General features: G+C 73.5%; 24 protein-coding genes. 15 read left to right on the forward strand and 9 right to left on the reverse strand.

Going from position 1 to position 25,810, the window contains the following annotated elements:
• Nucleotides 1-165 precede the first annotated feature (165 nt).
• From BT341_RS15315 to BT341_RS15335, 5 genes are read left to right on the forward strand one after another with little or no spacing between them, the layout of a single operon-like run.
• Nucleotides 166-2,358, forward strand: coding sequence for a HAMP domain-containing sensor histidine kinase (locus BT341_RS15315; protein WP_245804986.1), 2,193 nt, complete (start codon nt 166-168; stop codon nt 2,356-2,358).
• Nucleotides 2,355-2,777, forward strand: coding sequence for a roadblock/LC7 domain-containing protein (locus BT341_RS15320; protein WP_072476945.1), 423 nt, complete (start codon nt 2,355-2,357; stop codon nt 2,775-2,777). Before BT341_RS15315 ends, BT341_RS15320 begins: the two co-directional genes overlap by 4 nt.
• The gene (locus BT341_RS15325) at nt 2,774-3,151 is read left to right on the forward strand and encodes a DUF742 domain-containing protein (RefSeq protein WP_072476946.1); all 378 of its coding nucleotides are present in this window, start codon (nt 2,774-2,776) and stop codon (nt 3,149-3,151) included. The genes BT341_RS15320 and BT341_RS15325 overlap by 4 nt, the downstream gene beginning before the upstream one ends.
• Nucleotides 3,132-3,719 (forward strand): GTP-binding protein, encoded by a 588-nt coding sequence (locus tag BT341_RS15330; RefSeq protein WP_072476947.1) that lies wholly within the window; start codon nt 3,132-3,134, stop codon nt 3,717-3,719. Before BT341_RS15325 ends, BT341_RS15330 begins: the two co-directional genes overlap by 20 nt.
• Nucleotides 3,720-3,738: 19 nt before the next feature.
• A complete protein-coding gene (locus BT341_RS15335; RefSeq protein ID WP_072476948.1) occupies nt 3,739-4,497 on the forward strand; it encodes an MHYT domain-containing protein in 759 nt (252 codons plus the stop codon).
• 26 nt (nt 4,498-4,523) lie between these two features.
• Here BT341_RS15335 and BT341_RS15340 read toward each other — a convergent pair whose 3' ends face one another.
• On the reverse strand, nt 4,524-5,273 hold the full coding sequence (locus BT341_RS15340) for an SDR family NAD(P)-dependent oxidoreductase (RefSeq protein WP_072481968.1): 750 nt from the start codon (nt 5,271-5,273) through the stop codon (nt 4,524-4,526).
• A 56-nt stretch (nt 5,274-5,329) separates the two neighbouring features.
• Here BT341_RS15340 and BT341_RS15345 point away from each other — a divergent pair, with 56 nt between their 5' ends.
• Nucleotides 5,330-5,872 carry a ferritin gene (locus BT341_RS15345; protein WP_072476949.1) on the forward strand — a complete coding sequence of 181 codons (543 nt, stop codon included), beginning with the start codon at nt 5,330-5,332 and terminating at the stop codon, nt 5,870-5,872.
• A gap of 102 nt (nt 5,873-5,974) precedes the next feature.
• On the opposite strand, the gene BT341_RS15350 is transcribed toward BT341_RS15345, so the two are convergent.
• The 3 genes from BT341_RS15350 to BT341_RS15360 form a co-directional block, all read right to left on the reverse strand.
• Nucleotides 5,975-7,186, reverse strand: a complete 1,212-nt coding sequence (locus BT341_RS15350) for a glycosyltransferase (RefSeq protein WP_072476950.1) — start codon at nt 7,184-7,186, stop codon at nt 5,975-5,977.
• Between the two features lie 110 nt (nt 7,187-7,296).
• Nucleotides 7,297-9,093 carry a chloride channel protein gene (locus BT341_RS15355; RefSeq protein ID WP_245804987.1) on the reverse strand — a complete coding sequence of 599 codons (1,797 nt, stop codon included), beginning with the start codon at nt 9,091-9,093 and terminating at the stop codon, nt 7,297-7,299.
• 90 nt (nt 9,094-9,183) lie between these two features.
• Complete coding sequence (locus BT341_RS15360; protein WP_072476952.1) at nt 9,184-9,675, reverse strand: MarR family winged helix-turn-helix transcriptional regulator; 492 nt, start codon at nt 9,673-9,675, stop codon at nt 9,184-9,186.
• A gap of 169 nt (nt 9,676-9,844) precedes the next feature.
• On the opposite strand from BT341_RS15360, the gene BT341_RS15365 reads away from it, so the two are divergent.
• From BT341_RS15365 to BT341_RS15380, 4 genes are all read left to right on the forward strand, one after another.
• Nucleotides 9,845-10,516, forward strand: a complete 672-nt coding sequence (locus BT341_RS15365) for a hypothetical protein (RefSeq protein ID WP_072481969.1) — start codon at nt 9,845-9,847, stop codon at nt 10,514-10,516.
• Nucleotides 10,517-10,809: 293 nt separating this feature from the next.
• Nucleotides 10,810-12,381, forward strand: a complete 1,572-nt coding sequence (locus BT341_RS15370; RefSeq protein WP_177328811.1) for a DNA polymerase Y family protein — start codon at nt 10,810-10,812, stop codon at nt 12,379-12,381.
• Nucleotides 12,382-12,541: 160 nt separating this feature from the next.
• On the forward strand, nt 12,542-15,859 hold the full coding sequence (locus tag BT341_RS15375) for an error-prone DNA polymerase (RefSeq protein ID WP_072476953.1): 3,318 nt from the start codon (nt 12,542-12,544) through the stop codon (nt 15,857-15,859).
• 83 nt (nt 15,860-15,942) lie between these two features.
• The gene (locus tag BT341_RS15380; RefSeq protein WP_177328812.1) at nt 15,943-17,952 is read left to right on the forward strand and encodes a cellulose binding domain-containing protein; all 2,010 of its coding nucleotides are present in this window, start codon (nt 15,943-15,945) and stop codon (nt 17,950-17,952) included.
• Nucleotides 17,953-18,001: 49 nt separating this feature from the next.
• On the opposite strand, the gene BT341_RS15385 is transcribed toward BT341_RS15380, so the two are convergent.
• Nucleotides 18,002-18,418: a MarR family winged helix-turn-helix transcriptional regulator gene (locus BT341_RS15385; RefSeq protein WP_072476955.1), complete on the reverse strand. Its 417-nt coding sequence runs from the start codon at nt 18,416-18,418 to the stop codon at nt 18,002-18,004.
• A gap of 53 nt (nt 18,419-18,471) precedes the next feature.
• On the opposite strand from BT341_RS15385, the gene BT341_RS15390 reads away from it, so the two are divergent.
• Nucleotides 18,472-18,876 (forward strand): SRPBCC family protein, encoded by a 405-nt coding sequence (locus BT341_RS15390; protein WP_072476956.1) that lies wholly within the window; start codon nt 18,472-18,474, stop codon nt 18,874-18,876.
• Entirely contained in the window at nt 18,873-19,559 is a 687-nt protein-coding gene (locus BT341_RS15395; RefSeq protein ID WP_072476957.1) for a class I SAM-dependent methyltransferase, read from the forward strand. Before BT341_RS15390 ends, BT341_RS15395 begins: the two co-directional genes overlap by 4 nt.
• 39 nt (nt 19,560-19,598) lie before the next feature.
• Here BT341_RS15395 and BT341_RS15400 read toward each other — a convergent pair whose 3' ends face one another.
• Both BT341_RS15400 and BT341_RS15405 read right to left on the reverse strand, forming a co-directional pair.
• Nucleotides 19,599-20,456: an LLM class flavin-dependent oxidoreductase gene (locus BT341_RS15400; protein WP_072476958.1), complete on the reverse strand. Its 858-nt coding sequence runs from the start codon at nt 20,454-20,456 to the stop codon at nt 19,599-19,601.
• A complete protein-coding gene (locus BT341_RS15405; protein ID WP_072476959.1) occupies nt 20,456-21,475 on the reverse strand; it encodes an aldo/keto reductase in 1,020 nt (339 codons plus the stop codon). Before BT341_RS15405 ends, BT341_RS15400 begins: the two co-directional genes overlap by 1 nt.
• 93 nt (nt 21,476-21,568) lie before the next feature.
• Between BT341_RS15405 and BT341_RS15410 the strand changes: the two genes are divergently transcribed.
• Together BT341_RS15410 and BT341_RS15415 are read left to right on the forward strand one after the other, a co-directional pair.
• Entirely contained in the window at nt 21,569-22,126 is a 558-nt protein-coding gene (locus tag BT341_RS15410) for a TetR/AcrR family transcriptional regulator (RefSeq protein ID WP_072476960.1), read from the forward strand.
• Nucleotides 22,110-22,544 (forward strand): pyridoxamine 5'-phosphate oxidase family protein, encoded by a 435-nt coding sequence (locus BT341_RS15415; RefSeq protein ID WP_072476961.1) that lies wholly within the window; start codon nt 22,110-22,112, stop codon nt 22,542-22,544. Before BT341_RS15410 ends, BT341_RS15415 begins: the two co-directional genes overlap by 17 nt.
• A 58-nt stretch (nt 22,545-22,602) precedes the next feature.
• On the opposite strand, the gene glmS is transcribed toward BT341_RS15415, so the two are convergent.
• On the reverse strand, nt 22,603-24,426 hold the full coding sequence (gene glmS / locus BT341_RS15420) for a glutamine--fructose-6-phosphate transaminase (isomerizing) (protein ID WP_072476962.1): 1,824 nt from the start codon (nt 24,424-24,426) through the stop codon (nt 22,603-22,605).
• Nucleotides 24,427-24,449: 23 nt separating this feature from the next.
• Nucleotides 24,450-24,716: a hypothetical protein gene (locus tag BT341_RS15425; protein WP_072481971.1), complete on the reverse strand. Its 267-nt coding sequence runs from the start codon at nt 24,714-24,716 to the stop codon at nt 24,450-24,452.
• A gap of 107 nt (nt 24,717-24,823) precedes the next feature.
• Between BT341_RS15425 and BT341_RS15430 the strand changes: the two genes are divergently transcribed.
• On the forward strand, nt 24,824-25,573 hold the full coding sequence (locus BT341_RS15430; protein WP_072476963.1) for a class I SAM-dependent DNA methyltransferase: 750 nt from the start codon (nt 24,824-24,826) through the stop codon (nt 25,571-25,573).
• Nucleotides 25,574-25,810 lie beyond the last annotated feature (237 nt).

Raw genomic sequence — 25,810 nt, forward strand, 5'->3', positions numbered from 1 at the left:
CCGGGCCGTGGCGGCTCACCCTGCGTAGCTGGTGCGTACGGGGGAAATGGCGGCGCTTCCTTGACAGCGCCGCGGTCGCCGGGGTTATGTCTGGCGTCTGAATTCCGCGGAAAAAGCACCTTAAATCGTTCTCGGGTCACCGGTACGAATCGAGCGACGCCACCGATGAAAGAAGAAGAAACACTTCGCCGTCGTCCCGCCGCCTCCTGGAATCCCGGCACCTGGCGGCTGCGCACCAAGATCTCCGTCGTGCTGCTGCTGCCCGTCCTGGTCGCGCTGCTGCTGGCCGGCGGCCGCGTGCAGGTCGAGCTCGCCCAGGCGGGCGGGCTCAGCGCCGTGCGCGACCAGATGCCCGTCGTGCAAGGGATCGCCGAGCTCGGCGGCCTCGCCGACGAGGAGGTGAACCACGACGGCGCCGCCGCGCAGACCGCCGCGGTCGACGCGAAGGCCGCCGCGATCCGCCACGACGCCGAATTCGCGCAGCTCGGTCCCGAGCTTTCCCGGGCGCTGGAAGATCAATTGGGTAAATTGGCCGGACTGCGTCAGCAGGACGGTTCCGCGGCCGCGAAAACCGCTGGTTACCACGACTTCGCCGGCGCGCTCGCGGAAGTGATCCCCGGCATCGTCGACCAGGCCGGAAATGCCGATCTCGACGCCTCGGCCGATATCGTGAAGGCATTGATGCAGCTGAGGACCGCGCTGGCCGGCCAGGAGGTGCCGGGCGGCAAGCCGTCCGACGCGGCCGCGGCCGCCGCCGAAGAAGCGGTGCTCACCGCGCAGCTGCGCCGGTCGCTGTCGCCCGGCGCGGTCGCCGCGCGGTTCGCCGCCGCCACCATCCCCGGCGCCGGCGGCCCCGCGGCCCGGCGGGCCGCGCTCGGGACCCTCCTGGCCGAGCAGGTGAAAGCGCTTTCGGACGCGGTCGGCGCCCGGACCAACCAGGTCCGCTCCGCCGCGCTGCGCGACGCCGCGCTGGTGCTCGCGGCGCTGCTGGGCGCCCTCGCCATCGCGCTCGCCGTGGCCCGCTCGGTGGTCTCCCCGATCCGGCGGCTGCACGCGGCGGCGCTCGACACCGCGCGCAACCGGCTGCCCGGCACCATCGAGCGGATCCGCGAGGGCGAGGACGTCGACTGGCAGGCGACCGAGCCGCTGCCGGTCGACTCCGAGGAGGAGATCGGGCAGCTGGCGCGGGCGTTCGACGACATGCACCGGCAGGCGGTGCGGCTGGCCGTCGGCGAGCAGGCCGAGATGCGGATCCAGGTCAGCGAGATGTTCATGGCGCTGTCGCGCCGCAGCCAGTCGCTGGTGGAGCTGCAGCTGTCGGTGATCGAGGACCTCGAAGCCGAGGAGCAGGACCCGCAGCGGCTGGCCGAGCTGTTCCGGATCGACCACATCGCCACCCGGCTGCGGCGCAACGGCGAGAACCTGCAGGTCCTCGCGGGCGGCCGGCCGGTGCGGCGGGACGTCGGCCCGGTCCCCGCGGTCGAGCTGCTGCGGGCGGCGACCTCGGAGGTCAAGGACTATCAGCGCGTCACGCTCGGCAACGCGCCACGCGGGTCGGTGCAGTCCGAAGCCGCGGCCGACGTCGTGCACATCCTCGCCGAGCTGCTGGAGAACGCCATCCGCTCGTCGCCGCCGGAGGAGCAGGTCGTGCTCACCGCCGACCGCGGCTTCGACGGCGGCCTGCTGATCGAGGTCGTCGACACCGGGCTCGGCATGACCCGCGAGGACCTCGAGGCGGCGAACGCCCGGCTGGCCGCCGGCGCGGCGGTGAGCCCGGAGACGACCCGCCGGATGGGGCTGTTCGTGGTGAGCAGGCTCGCCGCGTCGCACGGGATCACCGTGCGGCTGCGGCCGACGACCACGCGCACCGCGAGCGCGGGCATCACCGCCAGCGTGCACGTGCCCGGCGTGCTGATCCTCGTCGACCTGCCGCCGCGGCCGCCCGCGATCCTCCCGGCGGCCGCCGGCACCGCCCGGCGCGAGCCGGAACCCCGCTGGCCCGCCGAGGAACCGGGCCCGGCCGTCGTGGAGCCCGCGCCGATCTTCGACCAGATGCTTTCGCACTGGTTCGCCGGCACCCCGGCGAGCGCGGAGTGGACGAGCCCGGCCGACGAGCTGCGGCGGGCCGCCGAGGCCGCGGTCGGGACGCTGGACGACGTCGAGTTCACCGCGTCCGGGCTGCCGGCCCGGCAGCCGGGGGCGCAGCTCGCGCCCGGTGCGGCCGCGCCGCGCAAGCCGACCGCACCTGACACGTCGTTCCGGGACCCGGCTGCCGTGCGGAGCAACCTTTCCCGGCACTACAGCGGCATGCGCGCGGCCCGCCACCGGGTCGCGACCGACCCGAAGGCGCAGCGATGAGCACCCGGCAGGAAGGAGCGGAAGTGGCCGACCAGTCCCGCAACTGGCTGGTGTCGGCGTTCACGCAGGAGGTGCCCGGCGTCGCGCACGCCGCGCTCGTGTCGGCCGACGGGCTGCTCGTCGCGGCGAACGAAACCCTGCCGCGTGACCGGGCCGACCAGCTCTCGGCCATCGCCTCCGGGCTCTCGAGCCTCGCCATCGGAACCGCCGAGCTGTTCACCGCCGGCCGGGTCGTGCAGTCGGTCATCGAGATGGAGCAGGGCTTCCTGCTGCTGATGAACGTCGGCGACGGCTCGAACCTCGTCGTGCTGGCCCATCCCGGCTGCGACATCGGGCTGGTCGGCTACGAGATGACGCTGCTGGTCGACCGGGCCGGGAAGATGGTCGACACCCCGGCCCGGCCGGGAGCGAGCCGGTGACCGACGGCCGGCGCCGGGAAGGCGGTCGGCACGCCGCGTCGCTGGCCCGCCCGTACGCGTGGACCGCCGGCCGCACCCGGCCGCGGGTCGAGCTGGCCGTCGAAGCGCTCGTCGAGACGACGCCGGAGGGGCGCACCGCGCCCTACAGCCCGACCGACCCGCTGGCCGCGGTGACGCAGCTGTGCCTGCACCAGCGCTCGGTGGCGGAGGTCGCGGCGCACCTCGGTGTGCCGCTGGGCGTGGCCAGGGTGCTCGTCGGCGACCTGCTCGCGGCCGGCCAGGTGTCGGTCCGCGACACGCTCACCGCGGACGCCTCCTTCGACGAACGCAACGACCTGCTCGAAAGGGTCCTCAGTGGACTACGCGCACTCTGACAAGCGGATCACCTCGGCCAAGATCGTCGTGGCAGGCGGCTTCGGGGCCGGCAAGACGACGTTCGTCGGCGCGGTGTCGGAAATCGACCCGGTGCGCACCGAGGCGGTCATGACGGTCGCCGGGGTCGGCGTCGACCGGGCCGAAGCGGTGCCGGGCAAGTTCGCCACGACCGTCGCGATGGACTTCGGCAGGCTCACCCTGGCCGACGACCTGGTGCTCTACGTGTTCGGCACGCCGGGCCAGCACCGGTTCTGGTTCATGTGGGACGACCTGGTGTGCGGCGCGGTGGCGGCGATCGTCCTGGTCGACACGCGCCGCCTCGCGGACTGCTTCGCGTCGATCGACTTCTTCGAGTCGCGCCGCCTGCCGTTCCTGGTGGCGGTCAACCAGTTCGCGGACACCTGTCAGCACCCGCCGGAGCAGGTGCGCGAAGCCCTCAAGATCCCGCCGGCGGTCCAGGTCGTCACCTGCGACGCGCGCTCGCCGGAGTCGACGAAGCACACCCTCATCGCCGCGGCCGAGCACGCGCTGGCCGAACTGCACGCCCCGCGACAGCGGAACGCCTGACAGGAGCACGGAAATGCCCATGGACCACGACGACTTCGCGATGGGCCACTGGCTCGTGGTGCTCGCCTACCTGACCTCGGCGGTGGGCTGCGCTCTCGGCCTCGCCTGCACGCTGCAGGCCCGCACCACGGACAACGCGCGCGTCCGGCTGACCTGGCTCGTGCTCGCCGCGGTGTCGATCGGCGGCGTCGGGATCTGGGTCATGCACTTCATCGCGATGCTCGGCTTCGCCACGCCCGGGCTGCCGGTGCGGTACGACATCCTCCGCACGGCCCTGTCGGCGCTGCTGTCGGTGGCGGCCGTGTTCTGCGGCCTGCTCGTGTTCGGCGTCCGCAACCGGTTCGCGTGGCGGCGGCTGCTGCTGGGCGGCCTGCTGACCGGCCTGGCCGTGAACGTCATGCACTACACGGGGATGTGGGCGGTGCGGATCAAGGGCACGATCGGCTACGACCCGGCGCTGGTGGCGCTCTCGGTGGTGATCGCGGTCGTCGCGGCGACGGCGGCGCTGTGGTTCACCGTCGGCCTGGACAAGCTCCTGCCGCGGCTGGCGGCGGGCCTGGTGATGGGCGCGGCGGTCACCGGGATGCACTACACCGGCATGGCGGCGGTCCGCCTGCACCTGGACCCGGCGGCGCCGGACCCGGCAGGCGCGGAGGTGTTCTCGTTCCTGTTCCCGGTGTTCGTGCTGGCGGCGCTGGCGATGGCGGTGCCGATCTGCGCGGTCCTGATGGCTTCGTCGAGCTCCGAGGCGCCGCGGCACACGACGGTGCCGTCCTAGTCCGATGTGGACACCGGGACCGCGGGTCACCAGGTCGGCCGCGCGGTGACGCCGCCGTCGACGACGAGGTCGTGCCCGGTGATCCAGGACGCCAGCGGCGAGGCCAGGAACACGCACGCGTTGCCGACGTCGGCCGGGGTGCCCAGCCGGCCCAGCGGCGCCGCGCGGTGCCAGCGGCCGACGCCCTCCGGCCAGTCCCGCGCCAGGCCCGGGCGCTCGATCAGCCCCGGCGACACGGTGTTGACGCGGATCCCGCGCGGCCCGTACTCCAGCGCGGCGCCGCGGGCGTGCATGACCAGCGCCGCCTTGGCCGCGCTGTAGTGGACGTGCCCCGGCGCGGGCTGCCGGGCCTCGATCGACGCGATGTGCGTGACGCTGCCGCCGTCGCGCATCAGCCGGGCCGCCGCCTGGGTGCACGAGAACGCGCTGGTCAGCGTGGCGTCCAGCATCTCCCGCCAGCGCCGGGCCGACAGGTCGGCGAGGGCTTCGACCGGCTGGACGCCGGCGTTGTTCACCAGCGCGTCGAGCCGGCCGCCCCATCCGGCGACGGCGTCGAGCAGGGCGTGGCAGGCGCGGTCGTCGGTCAGTTCGGCGGGGAACGCGCGCGCCCGGCCGCCGGCGGCCTCGATCGCCTCGACGACGCCGTCCGCCGTGCCCGGCCGCCGGTGGTGCACGGCCACCACGCTGCCCGCTACGGCGAACCGCAGCGCGATCCCGCGGCCGATCGTGCCGCCGGCGCCGGTGACGCAGGTGACCGTGCCGGACAGGTCGGGCAGGTCCGTTCGGGGGCTCGTCACGCGCAGATCGTAGAGCGCGCCGCTACGTTGGGGGCATGGCCGACACCCAGCGATCGAAGTTCGGCGAGCTCCTGCGGGCGCAGATCCGCCACGAGTTCACCGCCGCACAGCAGTACATCGCCCTCGCCGTCTGGTTCGACGCGCGTGACCTGCCGAGGCTGGCCAAGCGCTTCTACCGGCAGTCGATCGAGGAACGCAACCACGCGCTCGCGATGGTGCAGTACCTGCTCGACCGCGACCAGCCGGTGGCGATCCCGGGCACCGGCGAGGTCCGGAACGACTTCGCCGGCGTCCGCGAGGCGATCGAGCTGGCGCTGGAGCAGGAGCAGACCGTCACCGCCGACATCGAGGCGATGGCCAAGGCCGCGCGCGCCGAGGAGGACTACCTCGGCGAGCAGTTCGTGGCCTGGTTCCTCAAGGAGCAGGTGGAGGAAGTGGCGCAGATGTCGACGCTGCTCAAGGTCGTCGAGCGCGCCGGCGGCAACCTGTTCGAGGTCGAGAACCACCTCTACCGCGAGGCGGCCACGGCCGTCGAGGACGCGCCGGACATGCCCCCGGTGGCCGGCGGGAAGCTCTGACCGCCGGGCCGGGGCGGTAGGCACGGGGGTCGGGTCTGGCTGCCGGGCCGGGCCCGCCTGCCGGGCCCGGCCCGACCCAGCGCCCACCCGGCCGACTCACCGTCACCCAGCCAGCTCGACCAGCAACTTCGCCGCCACCATCGCCCCATCGGGCCGGATCTCGCGACCCACCGCTCTCGCCCGGGCCGCCGTCTCCGGGGCCAGAGCCGTCTCGAGCGCCGCCGACAACGACTCCGCTGTCGGCGCCGGATCCGGATGGGCCGCTCCGATGCCCAGCTCCGCCACCCGGGCCGCCCAGTGCGGCTGGTCCGCTACCCGGGGGACCACCACCTGGGGCGCTCCCGCGCGGGCGGCCGTCGTCGTCGTGCCCGCGCCGCCGTGGTGGATCACCGCCGCCGTTCTCGGGAACAGCGCCTGCTGGTTCACCTCGCCCACCGCGAAACAGTCGGTGCCGTCGTCGACCGGGGTCAGGCCCGCCCAGCCGCGGGCCAGGACGATCCGGCGCCCGTGCGCGCGGGCCGCCTCGATCGCCGCCCGCGCGATGCCCTCCGGCGCGTACGCGGCCATGCTGCCGAAACCGACGTACACCGGCGGTTCGCCCGCGTCCAGGAATGCCTCCAGCCCCTCCGGGAGCGGACGCTCGTCGGGCAGGAACCACGCTCCGGTCTGCACCACGTCGAGGTCCGTCTTGCCCGCCGACGGGCACAGCAGCGGATCCGCGGCCAGCCACGGCCGGTCGGTGAAGACCTGGTCACGGACGTTCCCGACCGGCGGCAGGCCGATCGCCGCCCGGTGGCTGTTGACCGCCGGGCCGTACAACGCCTGCACGCGCTCCGCGTCCTGCCGCCACAGCACGCGGTTGTCGGTCTCGTCCGGCGACGACGGCGTCCCGGGCCGCCGCCCCGGCGGGAAGTGCCGCGACGGCAGCCCGAGCAGGTGGAAGCACGCCAGCACGTACGGCAGGCCGAGCTTCTCGGCGACGTCCGGCGCGCCGGCCGGCAGCAGGCCCGTCGCCAGCAGCGCGTCACATCCTTCGGCCGCCGCGGTGAGCGTCTCGAACCGCGCGGCGACCAGCCGCGGCGCGAGCTCGAACGCCTCTTCCGCCCCGGGCGGCTTCGGCCCGGCGACCACCGAACGCACCGTCGGCCCGAGCGGCACCAGCGGCACCCCGGCCCGCTCCAGCAGCGCGACGAAGTCCTCGTCCGGCGGCGCGCACACCCGCGTCCCGACCCCGAGCTCCCGCAACGCCACCGCGAGCCCGGCCAAGGGCTCGACGTCCCCCCGCGAACCCCACGTCGTCAACAGCACTCGCATCGCACGTCCCCCGTTTTCGCTGGTAGTGGCTTCAGGCGGGCCATTCTGGGGCATCGCACCCGCCTTGCCGCAAGCCCCGGGGTCGGCTATACCTTGAAGGGGGCGGGAGTTCACCCGACGCGGACGCGCCGTTCGGCCGCCAATCGCGGCACCGCCAGCACCCGCTCGCGGTGGTGCTCCTCGTGCAGGTCCCGGCGCCGGGCGTGCAGCAGCTGGGCCAGCGTGATCACGCCGCGGACCCGGTCCGGCGCCGTGCGGTCCACCACCACCGCCTGCGTGACGTGGCCCGTCGCCAGCCGGTTCGCCACCTCGCGCAGCGTGTCGTCGGGATGGCAGACGGCGTGGGCGGGGGTCGCCGCGTCGGCCACCGTCCGGCCCGCGCACGTCAGCAGCGCGTGCCGGGTCGTCACGCCGATCAGGCGGTCCTCGCCGTCCACCACGGGGTACAGCGTGGCGTGGCGGGTGTGCGGCAGTGTCCCGTCCACCGTCTCGTCGTGGCGGAAGACCACCGGTGCCGCCGTCATCACCTCGTGCGCGAAGAACGTCTCCAGCGGGTCGGTCGTGTACTCGCGGGTCAGGTGCAGGCGCCGCCGCGCGATCTTCTCGGTGAGCACCGACCGCTTGAGCAGCAGCACCGACACCGCGTAGGCCGCCACCGACGCCGCCACCAGCGGCAGCAGGAAGCTCCACGCGTGCGTCAGCTCGAGGGTGAACACGATGCCGGTCAGCGGCGAGCGCATGACGCCGCCGACCACCGCCGCCAGGCCGCACACCGCCCAGAACCCGGGTGTGACGTGGGGGAGCAGCCCGCCTTCGGCCGCGCCCAGTGCCGCACCGATCATGAACACCGGCGCCAGGACCCCGCCCGACGTGCCGGAGCCGAGCGACAGCGACCAGATGAGCGTCTTCACCACCAGGATGCCGGCGATCAGCGACGTCGTGGCGTGGCCGGTGAGCAGCTGCGCGATGACGTCGTAACCGACGCCGAGCGCGCGGGGCTCGACCAGCCCGCCGAGGCCGATGACGAGCCCGCCGATCGCCGGCCACCACATCCAGTGGACCGGCAGCCGGGCGAAGCCGTCCTCGGCCAGGTACACCAGCGCGGTCGCGGCGATGGCGAGCAGCCCGCCGGTGACGCCGGGGACGAGCGCGAGCACGTCGGCGGCCGCGCCGGGCGCGGGCGCGGCGGGCAGGCCGAAGACCGGCGCGGTGCCGAGCAGGAAGCCGCGGCACAGCGTGCTGGTGAGCACGGCGGCGGCCACCGGGACGAAGCTGCGCGGCCGCCACTCGAACAGCAGCAGCTCCACCGCGAGCAGGATCGACGCCAGCGGCGCGTCGAACGTCGCGGCCATGCCGCCCGCGGCGCCCGCCACCAGCAGCGTCTTGCGCTCGTCGGCGGACAGGTGCAGCAGCTGCGCGAGGATCGACCCGACGGCGCCGCCGGTCATGATGATCGGGCCTTCGGCGCCGAACGGGCCGCCGGTGCCGATGCTGATCGCGGCCGACACCGGCTTCAGGACGGCGACGCGCGGCGCGACCTTGCTCTCGCCGGTCAGGATCGCCTCGATCGCCTCCGGCATGCCGTGGCCGCGGATCTTCTCCGAGCCGAACCGGGCCAGCAGGCCGATCACCAGCGCGCCGGCCACCGGTGCGGTCAGCACCAGCCACCACGGGTGCGCGCTGCCGCCGGGCGCGCCGAGCGCGGTGTCGAACCGCTGGGCGAACACGAGGTTCGTGATCAGCCCGATGAGCTTCAGCAGCGCCAGCGCGGCGAGGGCCGCGGCGCCGCCGACGGGGACCGCGAGCAGGGTGATCAGCAGCATGCGCGGCCGGACCTGGAAGTCGCCCAGGTGCGTGGCGCGGGGCTGCGTGGACGGGCCGCCGCTCATCGGGTCTCCGTTCGGCACGGTGGTATTGCAGACAGCAATACTTGTAGTGGCGAACAGTTGCGGTCAAGTCGAGCCGCGGTGGAGTGGCGGGGTTCACCGCGGGGCCGGTCAGCCCCAGATGGCTTCGGGTGCCGCGGCGGCGGGCGGCTCGCCGCCGGCTTCGGCGAAGGCCGTGAGCGCGTCGACGAGGCCCTGGCGGCTCTCCTCCGGCATCCGGGCGACGATCTTGGCGATCTCCTTGCGCCGCCGGTTCGTCACCTGCCGGACGATCCGGGCACCCTCCCGGGTGATTTCCAGCACGATCTCGCGGCGGGACACCGGGTTGTGCTGCCGGTCGACGAGCCCGCCGGCGACCAGGCGGTCGACCATGCGGCTGGCCGTGGACGGCGTGACCCCCAGGTACTCGGCGAGGGTGGCGTGCTTGAGCGGCCCGCGGGTGTGCAGCACCACGAGGAGCCGGAACTGCGGCAGGGTCAGGCTGTCCTCGGCCGCGGCGATCGACCGGACGGACACCGCCACCAGCAGCCGGGAGGCGGTGAGCACGGCGTCGGTCAGCGTGTCGACGCCCGCGGCGTCGATGCCCGGGTTCGTGCGGGTCATGCCCTCCAGTGTGCCGGAACGAGCCCGCCCCGCCGGGGTGACCCCCGGCTTGACAGCGGGCCGCCCGTCTCGCACTATGCGAACAAGTGTTCGATAACTTTCTCCAGGGTTCGCCCGTCGTGACGCGGGTGTCTCCGGTGCGAGTACGTGGTGCTGGAGGTGAGCGGTGGTGGCGGTGCCGGACGCGCTGGCCGGGCTCACGGCGATCCCGGGGGTCCGCACGGCGGGGGAGCTGCGCGCGGACGACGTGCTGAGCGTGCTGCCGCCGCTGGCGGACCTGCTGCCGGGCGGCGGCCTGCGGCGCGGCACGACGGTGGCGGTGCGCGGAGCGACGTCGCTGGCACTGGCACTGGCGGCGGCCCCGACCCGCGACGGCTCGTGGGCGGCGGTGACGGGCCTGCCGGAACTGGGCCTGGCGGCGGCGGCGGAGCTGGGCGTCGACCTGGCGCGGCTGGCCCTCGTGCCCCACCCGGGCGCGGAGCTGACGGGCGTACTGTCCGCCCTGGTGGACGGCTTCGACGTGGTGGTGCTCGGCCCGGTGGGCGTCCAGCCGGAGCTGGCGCGCCGCCTGGCGGGCCGGGTGCGCAACCGCGGCACGGTGCTGCTGGCGGTGGGCCGGTGGCCGGGCGCGGACGTGGAGCTGAGCGTGTCGGAACGCCGCTGGCACGGCCTCACCCAGGACGGGCACGGCCACCTGCGAGCCCGCGAAGTGGTGGCGACAAGCCGAGGCCGCGGCGCGGCGATGCGCCCGTCGACGGTACGGCTGCAGCTCCCGGGAGCCGGCGGCGAAGTGGCGAGAGGAGGCCCACCGCGGCGGCGGCTGGCCGAGGTGGCCGGGTGAGCGAGGATGCCGCGACGGTCGGATCCCTTGCCGGACAGGGGAAATGAGGTCGACGCCGGGTTCGGGGCCGGGGTGCCTGCGCGGGCGGGCGGCCGAGCCGCGAGGTGCGCGCGGGGCGAAGCGTCCGGCCGTGGTTGCGTGGTCGGCGGTGCGCCGCGGTCGGTGGCCGGCAGGGTGGTTTGCCGCGGTTGCGTTGCGGGCGCGGCCTTGTCCATACGGGCTTGCGCGCCCGGCCGGGTGTCCCGGTGCGCCGCCGCCGGTGCGCCGCGGTCGTTCCTCCTCGAGTGCGCCGGATGAGCGGTGCGCCGCGGCTGCTGGTGCTGTGGTGCCCGGACTGGCCCGTCGTCGCCGCCGGGGCCGCCGCCGGGACCTCGCCGCTCCTGCCCGCCGCCGTTTTCTCCGGGAACCGGGTCGTTGCCTGCTCCGCCTCCGCGCGGCGGCAGGGTGTCCGGCGGGGGATGCGCCGCCGCGATGCCCAGTCGCGCTGTCCCGACCTCGTTGTCCACCAGCACGATCCCGACCGCGATGCCCGGCTCTTCGAACCCGTCGCCGCCGCCGTCGAAAGCCAGGCCGTCGGGGTCGAAGTCGTGCGGCCCGGCGTCGTCGCCGTGCCCGTCGGCGGGGCCGCCGGGTACTTCGGTGGCGAAGAAGCCCTCGCCGAACTCCTCATCGACCAGGTGGAAACCCGGGCCGGTGTCGAATGCCAGGTCGGGATCGCCGACGGGCTCTTCGCCGCCGTCCTCGCCGCCCGCCGCGCGGCGCTCGTCCCGCCCGGGGACACCCCCCGGTTCCTCGCCCCGCTCCCGATCGGCGAGCTGGACCAGCCCGGCGACGACCGCGGCGAGCTCGTCGGCCTGCTGCGGCGGCTCGGCCTGGCCACCCTCGGCGCGTTCGCCGCCCTCGCCGAACGCGACGTCGCCGGCCGCTTCCCGAAGGACGCCGTCCTCGCCCACCGCCTCGCCCGCGGCCTCGCCGAACGGCCGCCCCTGCGCCGCGCGCTCCCGCCGGACCTCACCGTCACCCAGACCTTCGACGAGCCCCTCCGCCGGATCGACGAAGCCGCGTTCGTCGCCAAAACCCTCGGCGAACGCTTCTTCGCCGTCCTCGCGAACCACGGCCTCGCCTGCACCCGCCTCGCCATCGTCGCCGTCACCGAAGCCGGCGAGGAACGCGTCCGCGTCTGGCGCTGCGCCGAACCGCTGACCGCCCGCTCGACGGCGGACCGCGTGCGCTGGCAGTGCGAAGGCTGGCTCACCGCCCGCGACCGGCCCACCTCGGGCATCGTCCGGCTGCGCCTCGACCCCGAGGAGGTCGTCGGCGGGCAGGCGCTGCAGCTGCAGCTCGGGTCGATGGGCCGCGACGCCGACGCCGCCGAGCGCGCGGGCCGCGCGCTGGTGCGGATCCAGGGCCTGCTCGGCCCGGAAGCCGTCGTGACGCCGCTGCTGGACGGCGGCCGCGGCCCGGCCGAGCGCGTCCGGCTCGTCCCGTGGGGCGAGCCGCGGCGTCCCGTCGCCGAAGACCGGCCGTGGCCCGGCCGGCTGCCCCCGCCCTCGCCGATCCGGGTGCCACCCCGGCCGCCCGCGGCGAGCGTGCTCGACGCCGTGGGCGACGTCGTCCGCTGCACCGGACGCGGCGAGCTCAGCTACCCGCCCGCGACCGTCGCGGTCGACGGCGGACCGGCCCGCCGGGTCCTCGGCTCGGCAGGCCCGTGGGTGGTGCGCCCGCCGCTGCCCGCCCACGGCGGCGAGCCGCCGCTGGCCCGGGTCCAGGTGGTGCTGGAAGGCGAGCACGACGACCTCGCGCTGCTGCTCCGGGTCACCGTCGGTGACGATCCACAATGGACTGTAGAGGGCGTCTACGACTAGGGCCGGCGCACGGCACGCCTGTGATCGCGGTGACTCCTGATCCGTCCACAGTTGACACCGCGCGGTCCCCGGCCCAGGATCGAACCGAGCGGATTCGTCCGTGTGTTCGAACCGTAGTCGCCGGCTTCCCCACGGTGAAGACCTTTGTGGGGAGCCGGTTTTGGCGTTCAACAACCCGAACGTGCCGTGGTCCGAAGTGGAGCGGATCGCCTCCGGGCGGCCGCCCGGGCCCGGGGACGGCAACGACGCCCCGGCGTGGTCGCGCAAGCGCGAAGGGTACGCCGGCGCGCCGCCGGACCTGCGGGACCGCCGGGGCCGCGACGACGGCGGTGACCGGATCCGCGCGCCGTACGCCGAGCTGCACGTCCACTCCAACTTCAGCTTCCTCGACGGCGCCAGCCACCCCGAGGCGCTGGTCGAGGAGGCCGCGCGGCTGGAGCTCGACGCGCTGGTGCTCACCGACCACGACGGCATGTACGGCGCCGTCCGGTTCAACGACGCCGCCCGCGAGCTCGGGGTCCGGGTCGGGTTCGGCGCCGAGCTGTCGCTGGACCTGCCCGCGCCGCAGGCCGGGGAACCCGACCCGGCCGGGTCGCACCTGCTGGTGATCGCGCGGCAGCAGGAGGGCTACCGCCGGCTCTGCCGGGTCATCTCCCACGCCCAGCTCGCCGGCGGCGAGAAGGGTCGTCCCGTCTACGACCTGGAGGAGCTGGCCGACGAGCTGGCCGGGCACGTCGTCGTGCTGACCGGCTGCCGGAAGGGCCCGGTCCGCCGGGCGCTCGCCGAGCGCGGGCCCGCCGCCGCGCACGCCGAGCTGGCCCGGCTGATCGACTGGTTCGGCCGTTCGCACGTCGCGGTCGAGCTGATCGACCACCGCCGGCCGCTGGACGACACCGTGAACGACCACCTCGCCGCGATGGCCCGCGACCTGCGGCTGCCGACCGTCGTGTCCAGCAACGCCCACTACGCCCGCCCGGACGACGCCGTCGTGGCCGACCTGGTCGCCGCGGTGCGGGCCCGGCGCTCGGCCGAGGAACTGGAGGGCTGGCGGCCGCCGTCGGGGCAGGCGTTCCTGCGCTCGGGGATGGAGCAGCGCCGCCGGTTCGAGCGCCGCTACCCGGGCGCGGTCGGGCGGGCCGCCGTGCTCGGCGTCGAGGTCGCGTTCGACCTGCGGCTGGTCGCGCCGGACCTGCCGCCGTTCCCGGTGCCGCCAGGGCACGACGAGATGTCGTACCTGACCGAGCTGACCTGGCAGGGCGCGCGAAAGCGCTACGGGACGAGAGAAGACAACCCGAAGGCCTACGCGCAGCTCGACCACGAACTGGCCGTCATCGGCAAGCTCGGCTTCCCCGGCTACTTCCTGGTCGTGTGGGACATCGTCCGGTTCTGCAAGGAAGCCGACATCCTCTGCCAGGGCCGCGGCTCGGCGGCGAACTCCGCGGTCTGCTACGCGCTGGAGATCTGCCACGCCGACCCGGTGCGCTGGAACCTGCTGTTCGAGCGGTTCCTGGCGCCCGAGCGCGACGGCCCGCCGGACATCGACATCGACATCGAGTCCGACCGCCGCGAGGAGGCCATCCAGTACGTCTACGGCAAGCACGGCCGCTTCCACGCCGCGCAGGTCGCCAACGTCATCACCTACCGCGCGCCGTCGGCGATCCGCGACGCGGCGAAAGCCCTCGGGCACAGCCCGGGACAGCAGGACGCCTACGGCAAGCTCGTGGACCGCTGGGGCGGGGTCGCCGCGACGAAGCAGCAGGCCGCCGGCGCGATCCCGGACGACGTCCTCGACCTGGCCGCCCGGATCGAGGACTTCCCGCGGCACCTGGGCATCCACTCCGGCGGCATGGTGATCTCGAAGCAGCCGGTGTCCGAGGTGGTCCCGGTCGAGTGGGCGACCATGGCCGGCCGCAGCGTCCTGCAGTGGGACAAGGACGACTGCGCGACCGTCGGGCTGGTCAAGTTCGACCTGCTCGGCCTCGGCATGCTCTCGGCCCTGCACTACACGATCGACCTCGTCGCCGAGCACCACGGGACCGCCGTGGACATCGGCAAGCTCGACCTCGCCGACCCCAAGGTTTACGACATGCTCTGCGAAGCCGACGCGGTCGGGGTGTTCCAGGTCGAGTCCCGGGCCCAGCTGGCGACGCTGCCGCGGCTGCGGCCACGGGAGTTCTACGACCTCGTCGTCGAAGTCGCGCTGATCCGGCCCGGTCCCATCCAGGGCGGTTCGGTGCACCCCTACATCCGGCGCCGCCGCGGCGAGGAGCAGTGGGAGCACGCCCACCCGCTGCTGGCCCCGGCACTGGACCGGACGCTCGGGGTGCCGCTGTTCCAGGAGCAGGTCATGCAGATGGCCGTCGACGTCGCTTCGTTCACGCCGGCCGAAGCCGACAAGCTGCGCCGCGCCATGGGCGCCAAGCGATCCAGCGCGAAGATGAAGGCGCTGATGGCGCGGTTCTTCGCCGGCTGCGAAGCCAACGGCCTCGACCGGGAGCTGGCGACGCGGATCTTCGAGCAGATCCACGCCTTCTCCGGCTACGGCTTCCCCGAAGCGCACTCGATGTCGTTCGCGCTGCTGGTGTACGCGTCCGCGTGGTTCAAGCGCTACTACCCGGCCGCGTTCTGCGCGGGGCTGCTGCGCGCGCAGCCGATGGGCTTCTACAGCCCGCAGTCGCTGGTCGCCGACGCGCGACGGCACGGCGTCCGCGTCCGCGAGCCGGACATCAACGCCAGCCTCGCCCACGCCACCCTCGAGCCCGATCCCGGCAGCACCGGCGGGGTCGCGCTGCGCCTCGGCCTCGCCGGCGTGCGGCACCTCGGCGCGGACCCGGCGGCGGCGATCGTCGCCGAACGCGAGGCGAACGGCCCGTACGCCGGCGCCGGTGACCTGACCCGCCGCGTCCAGCTGAAGCGCAACGCCGTCGAAGCGCTCGCCACCGCCGGCGCGTTCGGCGGCGACCGGCGCCAAGACCTCTGGGTCGCCGGTGCCGCCGCGGCCACCCGGCCCGGCCACCTGCCCGGCCTGGCCCCCGGTCTCGACGCGCCCGCGTTGCCGGGCATGACGCGGCTGGAGGTCACCGCCGCGGACCTGTGGGCGACGAGCGTCTCCCCGGACAGCCACCCCGTCGAATACCTGCGCGAGCTGCTCACCGCGCGCGGCGCGATCACCACCGCCGCTCTCGCCCGGGTCAAGGACGGGACGCGGGTGTGGGTCGGCGGCGCGGTCACCCACCGGCAGCGCCCGGCCACCGCCGGCGGGATCACGTTCCTCAACCTCGAAGACGAAACCGGCATGGCCAACGTCCTCGTCTCGCCGGGCCTGTGGCGACGGCACCGGCTGGTCGCGCACACCAGCGCCGCGCTGCTGGTCCGCGGCCGGGTGCAGGCCGCCGAAGGCGTCGTCACGCTCGTCGCCGACCACCTCGAGCGCCTCGACCTGGCGACGCCGGCGGGGCCGTCCCGCGACTTCCGTTGACTTCCGGCGCGCGCACTGGTTTTCTCTGCTCTGAGAGCGCTCTCAGCCATCCGTTCGTGCCCATGAGTGAGGATGGACTTTTCATGACAGTTCGACGTCTGCGCTGGGCGGCGTGGCCGGTGGCGGCCGTGCTGGCGCTGGCGGTACCGGCACCCGGTGCCGTCGCGGCCGGCGCCCCGCCCGAAGCGACCGTCACGGTCAACGCGCGCGCGGGGCTGGCCGCCGTGCCGGACACCGGGATCGGCGTCAACCACGCGGTCTGGGACAGCCAGCTCGGCACCGACACCGTGGCCGACCTGTACCACGCGGCCGGTGTCCGCACGATGCGCTATCCCGGCGGCTCCTACGGCGACATCTACCACTGGAAGGACAACACCGCGCCCGGCGGGTACGTGGCGCCCGGCACCGATTTCGACACGTTCATGGGCGGCGTCCGGCGGGCCGGAGCCCAGCCGATCGTCATCGCCAACTACGGCACCGGGACGCCGCAGGAGGCGGCCGACTGGGTGCGGTACGCCAACGTCACGAAGGGCTACGGCGTCAAGTACTGGGAGATCGGCAACGAGCTCTACGGCAACGGCCACTACGGCGCGAACTGGGAAGCCGACAACCACGCGGACAAGGGGCCGGCCGCGTACGCCGCCGGCGTCGTCGCCTACGCCGACGCGATGAAGGCCGCCGACCCGAGTGTCAAGATCGGCGCGGTGCTCACGACGCCGGGGAACTGGCCGGACGGGATCGTCGGGACGGGGGACACCGGCACCTGGAACCAGACCGTGCTCTCGATCGCGGGCCCGCACGTCGACTTCGTCATCCTGCACTGGTACCCGACCGGGGCGACGGCCGCGGAAGCGCTGACGAAGCCCGAGCAGGTGGACGACATGATCTACCTGGCGCGGGACGAGATCACGCGGTACGCGGGCCGTCCGCTCGGCATCGCGCTGACCGAGACGAACACCCCGGTCGGCATGGACACCCAGCCGGGCGCGCTGTTCGCCGCCGAGACCTACAGCTCGCTGCTGGAGAACGGGGTGTTCACCGTCGACTGGTGGGACACGCACAACGGCGGCACGGCTGTGTCCACAGTGGCCGGTCAGACCGACTACGGCGACTCGGGCCTGCTGTCCAGCGCGACCTGCCTCGCGGACGGCGCCTGCGAGCCCGCGCTCAACACGCCGTTCGCGCCCTACTACGGCTTGCGGATGCTGAGCACGTTCGCGCGTCCGGGTGACCAGTTCGTCCGCGCCGGGGCGGACGACCCGCTGATCGACGCGCACGCGGTCCGCCGCCCGGACGGGAACCTCGCGGTGCTGCTGGTGAACAAGGATCCGGCGGCGGAGCGTGCGGTGACGCTCGGCTACGCGGGCTACACGCCGGCGGCCGGATCGCAGGTGTACACGTTCACCAACGGGGCAACGTCGATTTCCGCCGCGGCGGCGGGTTCGGCGTTCTCGCAGACGTTGCCGCCGTACTCGCTGACGACGTTGGTGCTGCACCCCGCCGCCGCGGCGGCCCGCCCGCCGGCGCCCGGCCAGCCGACGGCGACGACGACCGACCGGACGGCGACGATCAGCTGGCCGGCGTCCCCGGCCCCGGTCGCGAAGTACGAGGTGTACCGCCAGAACGGCGCGGTCAGCGAGGAGTGGGGCGAGACGGCGTCGACGACGCTGACGGTGGGCAACCTGGTCCCGGGCACGCGCTACACGGTGAACGTGCTGGCCCGCGACGCGGCGGGGAACGTGTCGTGGGCGTCACCGCCGTCGACGTTGACGACGGGAGCGCCGGTTTCGAGCAGCTGCACGGTCCGGCTGACCGACCAGAACGACTGGGCCAGCGGTTTCGTCGGCGGCATCCACGTGGTCTCGGCCGCCACGACCGGCGACTGGACGCTGACGTTCACCTGGCCGACGGCGCGTCAGCACATGACCAGCGGCTGGAACGGCACGTGGAGCCAGGAAGGGGCCACGGTGACGGTGACGTCGTCGGCGTCCCTCGCCTCCGGAGCCGACGTCGGGTTCGTCGCGGACTACGGCGGCCCGAACATCCTGCCGACGGCGTTCACCCTGAACGGGACGCTCTGCTCGCTGGGCTGAGAAGCGTTGACCGGCTCTTTCCGCTGCCTGACGGAAAGAGCCGGTCACCTCACATCGAGTTCGCCAGGTGCGCCAGCGCCACCCGCAGCACCCGCCGTTCTTCGGCGCTCAGCCCGGCCAGCCGACGATCTTCCACCTCGCGGATGCCGTCGCGAACCGCCGCGTGGCGACGGGTGCCTTCCGGGGTCAGGCGGACCATGCGGTTGCGGCGATCCACCGGGTCCGGCTCGCGGCTCACCAGTCCCGCGGCGACCAGGCGGTCGAGCAGCGCGATCAGCCGTGTCTTGTCGTAGTGGATCTGCTGGGCCAGCGCCAGCTGGCTCGGTGCCGCCCCCGCGGCGAGGGCCGACAGCACGACGTACTGCCACATCGAGAGCCCGTGCGCTTCCAGGACCGGGCGCTCGGCCTCGGCCAGCGCGCGGCCCGCGCCCGCGCAGAGCGCGCCGAGATCGTCGTCCTCGTTCACCGGCGGGATTTTACGCGTGGACAAATGATAAGCAGATGCGTATCGTTTGCCGCATGACCTCATTCCAGCCGGGGCGTGCCGAGACGCGCTCCATCTCCGTCGCCGCGCCGCCCGAGCGCGTGGTCGAGTACCTTTCCGACGCCCGTCACCTGCCCGAGTGGGCGCCCGGCTTCGCTTCCGCGGTCGACCACGACCACGACGACGTCTGGCGCGTCCAGACCGGCGCCGGAGCCCGGAAAGTCGTGGTGAAAGCCGCCAAACCGCAGGGTGTCGTCGACTTCGTCAGCGCGGACGCGCCGAACCTCGGCATGTTCACCCGCGCGGTGCCCAACCTGACCGGTGCCGAGCTGATCTTCAGCCTGTTCTTCCCCGAGGACACGGACCCATCGGCCGTCGACGCGCAGATGGCGGTCGTCGACGAGGAACTGCGAGCCGTGCGCGAGCGCGTCGAGCGGTGAACCGCGAGATCCGGTCGGTCGAGGACCTGCTGCGCGTCCTGGACGGGCTTTTCGGCGGCGGCCCGGCGTGGGACGGGCTCTACGCCGACCGCGACCGGCCTGTCCCGTTCTTCGTGCCGCAGCCCGACGAAAACCTCGACGCCTGGCTCCGCGACGGCCGCCTCCGCGGCGGCCGCGCGCTGGAGCTGGGCTGCGGGCCGGGCCGCAACGCCCGCCGGCTCGCCGAAGCCGGCTACGAGGTGGACGCGGTCGACGTGTCGCCCGCCGCCATCGCCTGGGCGCGCGAACGTGCTCCCGGTGTCCGCTTCCACCTCGCCGACATCTTCGCCGTGGACCTCCCGCACGAGCGGTACGACCTGATCTACGACTCCGGCTGCCTGCACCACCTCGCCCCGCACCGGCGGATCAGCTACCTGGCCCTGCTGGACCGCCACCTCGCGCCCGGCGGTCACTTCGGCCTGGTGTGCTTCGCCGCGGGAACCGGCGACCCGGACGCGGGCACCGAGATCCCGGACGCGCAGCTCTACCGCGACGGCAGCCTGCACGGCGGGCTCGCCTACACCGCGGACGAGCTGCGCCGCCTCTTCGCCGCCTACACCGAAGCCGAACTGCGGCCGATGCGGGAGGACACCGGCCTGTTCGGCAAGCCGTTCCTGCTCGCCGGCCTCTTCCGGCGGGACTAGGAACCGGCGTTGATCACCGGGCCGGAGCCGGCAAGGAGCTCAGCGGATCAGCTCGTCGGCGACCCACCGCGCGACGCCGTCGGGGTACGGGCTCGGCAGGTTCAGGACGACGTGGCCGAATCCGGCGCCGGTCGCCTCTCCGATCTTCTCCCTGGTGGCCGCCGGCTTGCCGTAGTCGACGGGCAGGACGATCGAGCGGGTGATCTCCGTCGGGTCGCGCCCGATCTCTTCACAGTAGCGGTCGAGCAGCCTGCTGCGGCCGGCCAGGTCGTCGATGTCGCCGCCGCCGGGGATGTTCCACTGGTCGGCGTGCTCGGCGACCACCCGCAGGGTCGCGCTCGCCCGGCCGCCGATCATGATCGGCGGGTGCGGCCGCTGGACCGGTTTCGGGTTCCCGAAGGCACCTTTCAGTTGGACGTACTCGCCGTCGAAGTCGAACGGCTCGTCCTCGGTCCACAAGCGACGGATCACGGTGCACGCCTCGGCGAGCGCGGCCACGGCGTCGTCCTGGGTGTGGTACGGCAGGCCGTGGGCGTCGTACTCGCGGCGGGCCGCCGGGTGGCTGGGCCGCGATCCGGCGCCGATGCCGAAGTCGAGCCGTCCGCCGGACACGATGTCCACGGTGGTCGCGATCTTCGCCAGCATCGCCGGTGGCCGGAAGCGGTTGCTGGTCACCATCAGGCCGAGCCGGAGCCGCGCGGTCTCCGCGGCCAGCGCCGAAAGCAGCGTCCAGCCTTCGAGGGCCGGGCCGTCCGGGTCGCCCGCGATCGGCATGAGGTGGTCGAACAGCCAGGCGTGTTCGAGTTCCGGGACGGCGTCGGCCTCCTGCCAGACGCGCCGGATCTCGTCGTAGCCCACCTGCATGGGCGCGGTCATGATGCCGAAGCCGGGTGCCATCAACGCCTCCGGAGCGCGGGGTCGAGCAGGGCGGGGGGAGTGTCGAACTTCTCGTGCGCGGCCAGGTCGGTGCCGGGCGCGACGACGGCGTCGATCTCGTCGAGCACGTCGGCGGGCAGCACGGTGTCGGCGGCTTCGAGCTGCGACCGCAGGTGCCCGAGCGTGCGCGGGCCGATGAGCGCGCTCGTCACGCCGGGGTGCGCGGTGACGAACCCGATGGCGAGCTGGATGAGCGTCAGCCCGGCCTGCTCGGCGATCTTGACCAGCTTCTCGACGGCGTCGAGCCGCGCCCGGTTGGCCGGGTCGGTGAGGTCGAAGCGCTGGGGCAAGGTCTGTGCGCGGTGGGTCGTGATCTCCCGGCCCGCGCGGACCGCGCCCGACAACCAGCCCGAGGCCAGCGGGCTCCAGGCCAGCACGCCGAGGCCGTACTCCTGCGTCACCGGCAGCACGCCGGCCTCGACGCCGCGTTGCAGGATCGAGTAGCTGGGCTGCTCGGTGACGTACCGGCCCAGGTGGTGCTCGCGGGCGGCCCACTGCGCCTGGACGATCCGGTAGGCGGGGAACGTCGAGGAGCCGAAGTACCGGATCTTGCCCGCGCGCTGCAGGTCGGTCAGCGCGGAAAGCGTTTCCTCGTCGCTGGTGCGCGGGTCCCAGCGGTGCATCTGGTAGAGGTCGACGTGGTCGACGCCGAGGCGGCGCAGGCTGTCGTCGAGCGCGGTGACCAGCCAGCGGCGCGAAGTGCCCTGGTGGTTGCGCTCGTCGCCCATCGGGATGGCCGCCTTGGTGGCCAGCACGAGGTCGTCGCGCCGTCCGGCGATCGCCTTGCCGACCATGACCTCCGATTCGCCCTGGCCGTACATGTCGGCGGTGTCGATCAGGTTGACGCCGGCTTCGAGCGCGGCGTCGACGATGGCGGTGGCCTCGTCCTGGGTGGTGCGCCCGATGGCGCCGAAGTTCATCGCGCCGAGCGCGAGGGTGCTGACCTGGACGCCGGTGCGCCCCAGGGTGCGGTACTGCATTTCAGGGTCCTCCGTGACATGATGAGCAAACGGAACGTTGCTCCGCTCACGATACGGAGCAATGTTCCGTTTAGCAACCCCCGGGAGGAAGTGGTGGGCAAACCCAAGCGCGCCGACGCGCGGCGCAACGAGAAGACGCTGCTGGACGCGGCGGCCGCGGTCTTCGTCGCGTCGGGGGTCGACGCGCCGGTGCGCGACATCGCGGCGAAGGCCGGCGTCGGCATGGGCACGATCTACCGCCACTTCCCGACGCGGGCGGACCTGATCGTCGCCGTCTACCGGCACCAGGTGGAGGCGTGCGCGGAGGCCGGGCCGCAGCTGCTGGCGTCGGCGGAGTCCCCGCGCGCGGCGCTGGCGCGGTGGATCGACCTGTTCGTCGACTTCCTGGTGACCAAGCACGGGCTCGCCGGGGTCCTGCAGGGCGACGGCTTCGACTCGCTGCACGCGTACTTCCTGGACCGGCTGGTCCCGGTGTGCGCGCAGCTGCTCGAAGCCGCCGGGCTGACCGCGCGGGTCCGTCCCCTGGAGCTGATGCGGGGAGTGGGGAACCTGTGCGTCGGCGCGGAGGACAACCCGGACTACGACGCGCGCCGCCTGGTCGGCCTGCTCATCGCGGGGCTGACATCATGGCGGGATGACGGCGTGGCGTGATTTCGCAGCGGCGGAGCCGGAGTTCGCCGGGCGCGTACGGGCGTTGTTCGACGCGCACCGGCACAAGACGATCGCGACCCTGCGTGCCGACGGTTCGCCGCGGATCTCCGGCATCGAGACGACGTTCGCGGACGGCGAGCTGACGTTCGGCTCGATGCCGGGGGCCCGCAAAGGCGCGGACCTGCTGCGCGACCCGCGGTTCGCGCTGCACGGCGCGACGGTCGACCCGGTCGAAGGCGCCGAAGCGGACTGGCCGGGCGAGGCGAAGATCGCGGGCCGCGCGGTGCCGGTGGACGGCGAGAGCTTCCGCGCGGACATCACCGAGGTGGTCCACACGCACCTGAACCCGGCGGCGACGCTGCTGGTCGTGGAGTGGTGGACGCCGGGGGCGGGCCTCCGGAGGGTGGAGCGGGAGTGACGCGCCCCAAGGCTTGGCGGCCCGCGACCCCCCGAGCTCGGCGGCCCGTGAACCTTCCTCACTCCACGGTGACCGACTTGGCGAGGTTGCGCGGCTTGTCGATGTCGTAGCCGAGCGTCAGCGCCGCGTGGTAGGCGAGCAGCTGCAGCGGGATCGTCAGCAGGATCGGGTCCAGCTCCGGCTCGGTCCGCGGCACCACGATCCGCGGGACGTCCAGCTCGCCGAAGTCGACGTCTTCGTGGGTGATCGCCAGCACCGCGCCGCCGCGGGCCCTGATCTGCTGGACCGCCGCCAGGTTGCGGTCGGCGAGCTCGTCGGCGGGCACGACCGCCACCGTCGGCAGCGACTCGTCGATCAGGGCCAGCGGGCCGTGCTTGAGCTCCGACGTCTGGTACGCCTCGGCGTGGCGGTAGGAGATCTCCTTGAACTTCTGCGCGCCCTCGCGGGCCACCGGGTAGCCGCGGACCCGGCCGATGAAGAACAGGCTGTTCGCGGCGGCCGCGGCCTTCGCGTGCTCGGCGATCAGCGGCTCGGTGTCCAGGACGGCCTTGATCTGCCCCGGCAGGGCGCGGATCGCGGCGATGATCCGCTGACCGTCCGCATTGGACAGATCGCGGACCCGCCCGAGCGCCAGGGCGATCATGGCGAAGCCGACGGCCATGTTGGTCAGCGCCTTGGTGGAGGCGACCGCGATCTCCGGACCCGCGTGCAGGTAGACGCCGCCGTCGCAGGCGCGGGCGATGGTCGAGCCGACGACGTTGACCAGCCCGGCGACCCGGCCGCCCTTGCGCTTGATCTCCTCGACGGCGAACGCGGTGTCGATCGTCTCGCCGGACTGGCTGACCGCGATGTAGAGCGTGTCCGCTTCGATGATCGGGTTGCGGTAGCGGAACTCCGACGCGGCTTCGGCGTCGGCCGGGATCCGCGCCAGCTCCTCGATCATCGTCGCGCCGATCTGGCCGACGTAGTACGCCGAGCCGCAGCCGAGGATCTTCACGCGGCTGAACCCGCGCAGCTCCCGCGGCGTCAGGTTGAGCCCGTCGAGGCGGGCGACGCCGAACCGGTCGTCCAGCCGGCCGCGGATCATCCGCTCGACGGACTCCGGCTGCTCCTGGATCTCCTTGGCCATGTAGTGCGGGAAGCCGCCGAGGTCGAGGTCCTCGGCCGCGATGCCGATCTCGGTGGCGGGCTTCGTCGTGTCGCTCTCGTCGACGGTGAAGGTCCGGTAGCCGGTCGCGAAGACCGTCGCGAACTCGCCGTCGTCGAGGTGTGCGACCTGCGAGGTGTGCCGGACGAGCGCGGCGAGGTCGCTGGCGACGAACATTTCCCGCTCACCGACGCCGATGATCAGCGGCGAGCCGTTGCGCGCGATGACCAGGCGATCCGGGTGCGCGCTGTCGGTCACGGCGATCGCGTACGTGCCGGTGATCCGCGACACCGCCTCGACGACGGCGTCTTCGAGGGTGGCGGCGTCCGCGCGGGCGATCAGGTGAGCGAGCACCTCGGTGTCGGTCTCGGAGGTCAGGGTGACCCCGGCGTCGGCGAGCTGGGCGCGCAACGCGTCGGCGTTGTCGATGATCCCGTTGTGGACGACGCAGATGCGGCCGTCCTCGGACGTGTGCGGGTGCGCGTTGTCTTCCGACGCGGGCCCGTGCGTGGCCCACCGCGTGTGCCCGATGCCGGCCTTGCCGGTGAGGCGCTTGGGCAGCGCCGCGGCGAGGTTGCGGACCCGGCCGACGACGCGGTGCACCTGCGGGGTGCCCTTCGCACCGAGGACGGCGATGCCCGCGGAGTCGTAGCCGCGGTACTCCAGCCGGGTCAGGCCCTCGAGGAGGATGGGAGCGGCGTTCTGGCCGCCGATGTAACCGACGATTCCGCACATGGCGAACCTGCTTTCAGGGCGTTTCAGCCGTAGACGATGCGACGCAGCTGGCGCTCGGACAGCACGGGCGCGGCGACGAGCCTGCCCCGCAGCTCCGCGGCGATCAGCGGGAAGATCTCGGGGTTCTTCCGGCCCTCGGCCTGCAGCTCGCGGTGCCGCTGCCGGACGTACTCCTCGGCCGGGGTCCGGTAGAAGGCGAGCACGTCGTCGACCACGCGGGCGGCCACGCCCGGCGGCAGGCCGGTGGACGCGGCCACCCGCTCGACGATGTCTTCCACGCCGGCCATCATGCCCTGCACGGGCCCCGAAACCCAAATTCTTGCCCGGAATCGGGCAAGAATGGGTGGTGACGGATATTCGGTGGACAGTGTCGCCGGTCACACCCGAGGGTGGGGACGTGCGTCAAGAAGACATCTGGGACGTCGAAGCGGCCGAGCGGTACGACACGCCGGGCCGCGGCGTGTTCGCGCCGGAGGTGCTGGAACCGGTGGTGGACCGCCTCGCCGAGCTGGCCGGCGGCGGCCGGGTCCTCGAATTCGCGATCGGCACCGGCCGCGTGGCCGTCCCGCTGGCCGCGCGCGGGGTGTCCGTCACGGGCATCGAGCTGTCCCGGCCGATGATCGGGCAGCTGCGGAAGAAGGCGGCGATCCCGGTGGTGGCCGGCGACATGGCGACGGCGACCGCGCCGGGCCGGTTTTCGCTGGTCTACCTGGTGTACAACACGATCGGGAACCTGCTGACGCAGGAGGAGCAGATCGAGTGCTTCCGCAACGCGGCCCGTCACCTGGATCCGGGCGGCCGGTTCGTGATCGAGCTGGGCGTCCCCGAGCTGCGGCGGCTGCCGCCGGGCCAGGAAGCCCTGGTGTTCACCGCCGAGCCGGGGTACGTCGGGGTGGACACGTACGACCCGGTGCGCCAGCACCTGGTGTCCCACCACTTCACGTTCGGGGAGGGCCGCCAGGCGCGGGTGAGCCGGTGCCCGCAGCGCTACATCTGGCCGGCGGAACTCGACCTGATGGGCCGCCTGGCGGGGTTCGAGCTGGAGTCCCGGCACGCGGACTGGACGGGCGCGGAGTTCACGACGGAGTCACCCTCGCACGTGTCGGTCTACCGGCTGCCGGCGGAATCCGCGGCGCGGATCGGCTAGGCTCCCGGGCAAGCGGGTGCCGCGTCGGAACGATCGCCCGGCTTCGCGACCGAAGTCCGCACCAGCCGGTTCGCACTGCTCCGGCTGGGCACAGGCACGCTGAGCCTGCTGCAACTGGGCGCGGCGGCCGAGCGCGAAACCACTCGCCTGCGCGCGTTCGTCCAGGTGGAACTGCCGGCCGACGACATCGACGAGCTGCACGCCGAGTTCGTCGCCCGAGGTGTGCCGGCCGGTCGC

It is taken from the genome of Amycolatopsis australiensis (genome assembly GCF_900119165.1).
Lineage (GTDB): Bacteria > Actinomycetota > Actinomycetes > Mycobacteriales > Pseudonocardiaceae > Amycolatopsis > Amycolatopsis australiensis.

Coding starts and splice junctions, on each gene's coding strand:
- BT341_RS15380 (WP_177328812.1), top strand. CDS start 15,943: ATGACAGTTCGACGTCTGCGCTGGGCGGCGTGGCCGGTGGCGGCCGTG.
- BT341_RS15350 (WP_072476950.1), bottom strand. CDS start 7,186: ATGCGAGTGCTGTTGACGACGTGGGGTTCGCGGGGGGACGTCGAGCCC.
- BT341_RS15400 (WP_072476958.1), bottom strand. CDS start 20,456: ATGGCACCCGGCTTCGGCATCATGACCGCGCCCATGCAGGTGGGCTAC.
- BT341_RS15370 (WP_177328811.1), top strand. CDS start 10,810: ATGAGCGGTGCGCCGCGGCTGCTGGTGCTGTGGTGCCCGGACTGGCCC.
- BT341_RS15360 (WP_072476952.1), bottom strand. CDS start 9,675: ATGACCCGCACGAACCCGGGCATCGACGCCGCGGGCGTCGACACGCTG.
- BT341_RS15425 (WP_072481971.1), bottom strand. CDS start 24,716: ATGATGGCCGGCGTGGAAGACATCGTCGAGCGGGTGGCCGCGTCCACC.
- BT341_RS15320 (WP_072476945.1), top strand. CDS start 2,355: ATGAGCACCCGGCAGGAAGGAGCGGAAGTGGCCGACCAGTCCCGCAAC.
- BT341_RS15345 (WP_072476949.1), top strand. CDS start 5,330: ATGGCCGACACCCAGCGATCGAAGTTCGGCGAGCTCCTGCGGGCGCAG.
- BT341_RS15390 (WP_072476956.1), top strand. CDS start 18,472: ATGACCTCATTCCAGCCGGGGCGTGCCGAGACGCGCTCCATCTCCGTC.
- glmS (WP_072476962.1), bottom strand. CDS start 24,426: ATGTGCGGAATCGTCGGTTACATCGGCGGCCAGAACGCCGCTCCCATC.
- BT341_RS15405 (WP_072476959.1), bottom strand. CDS start 21,475: ATGCAGTACCGCACCCTGGGGCGCACCGGCGTCCAGGTCAGCACCCTC.
- BT341_RS15315 (WP_245804986.1), top strand. CDS start 166: ATGAAAGAAGAAGAAACACTTCGCCGTCGTCCCGCCGCCTCCTGGAAT.
- BT341_RS15335 (WP_072476948.1), top strand. CDS start 3,739: ATGGACCACGACGACTTCGCGATGGGCCACTGGCTCGTGGTGCTCGCC.
- BT341_RS15415 (WP_072476961.1), top strand. CDS start 22,110: ATGACGGCGTGGCGTGATTTCGCAGCGGCGGAGCCGGAGTTCGCCGGG.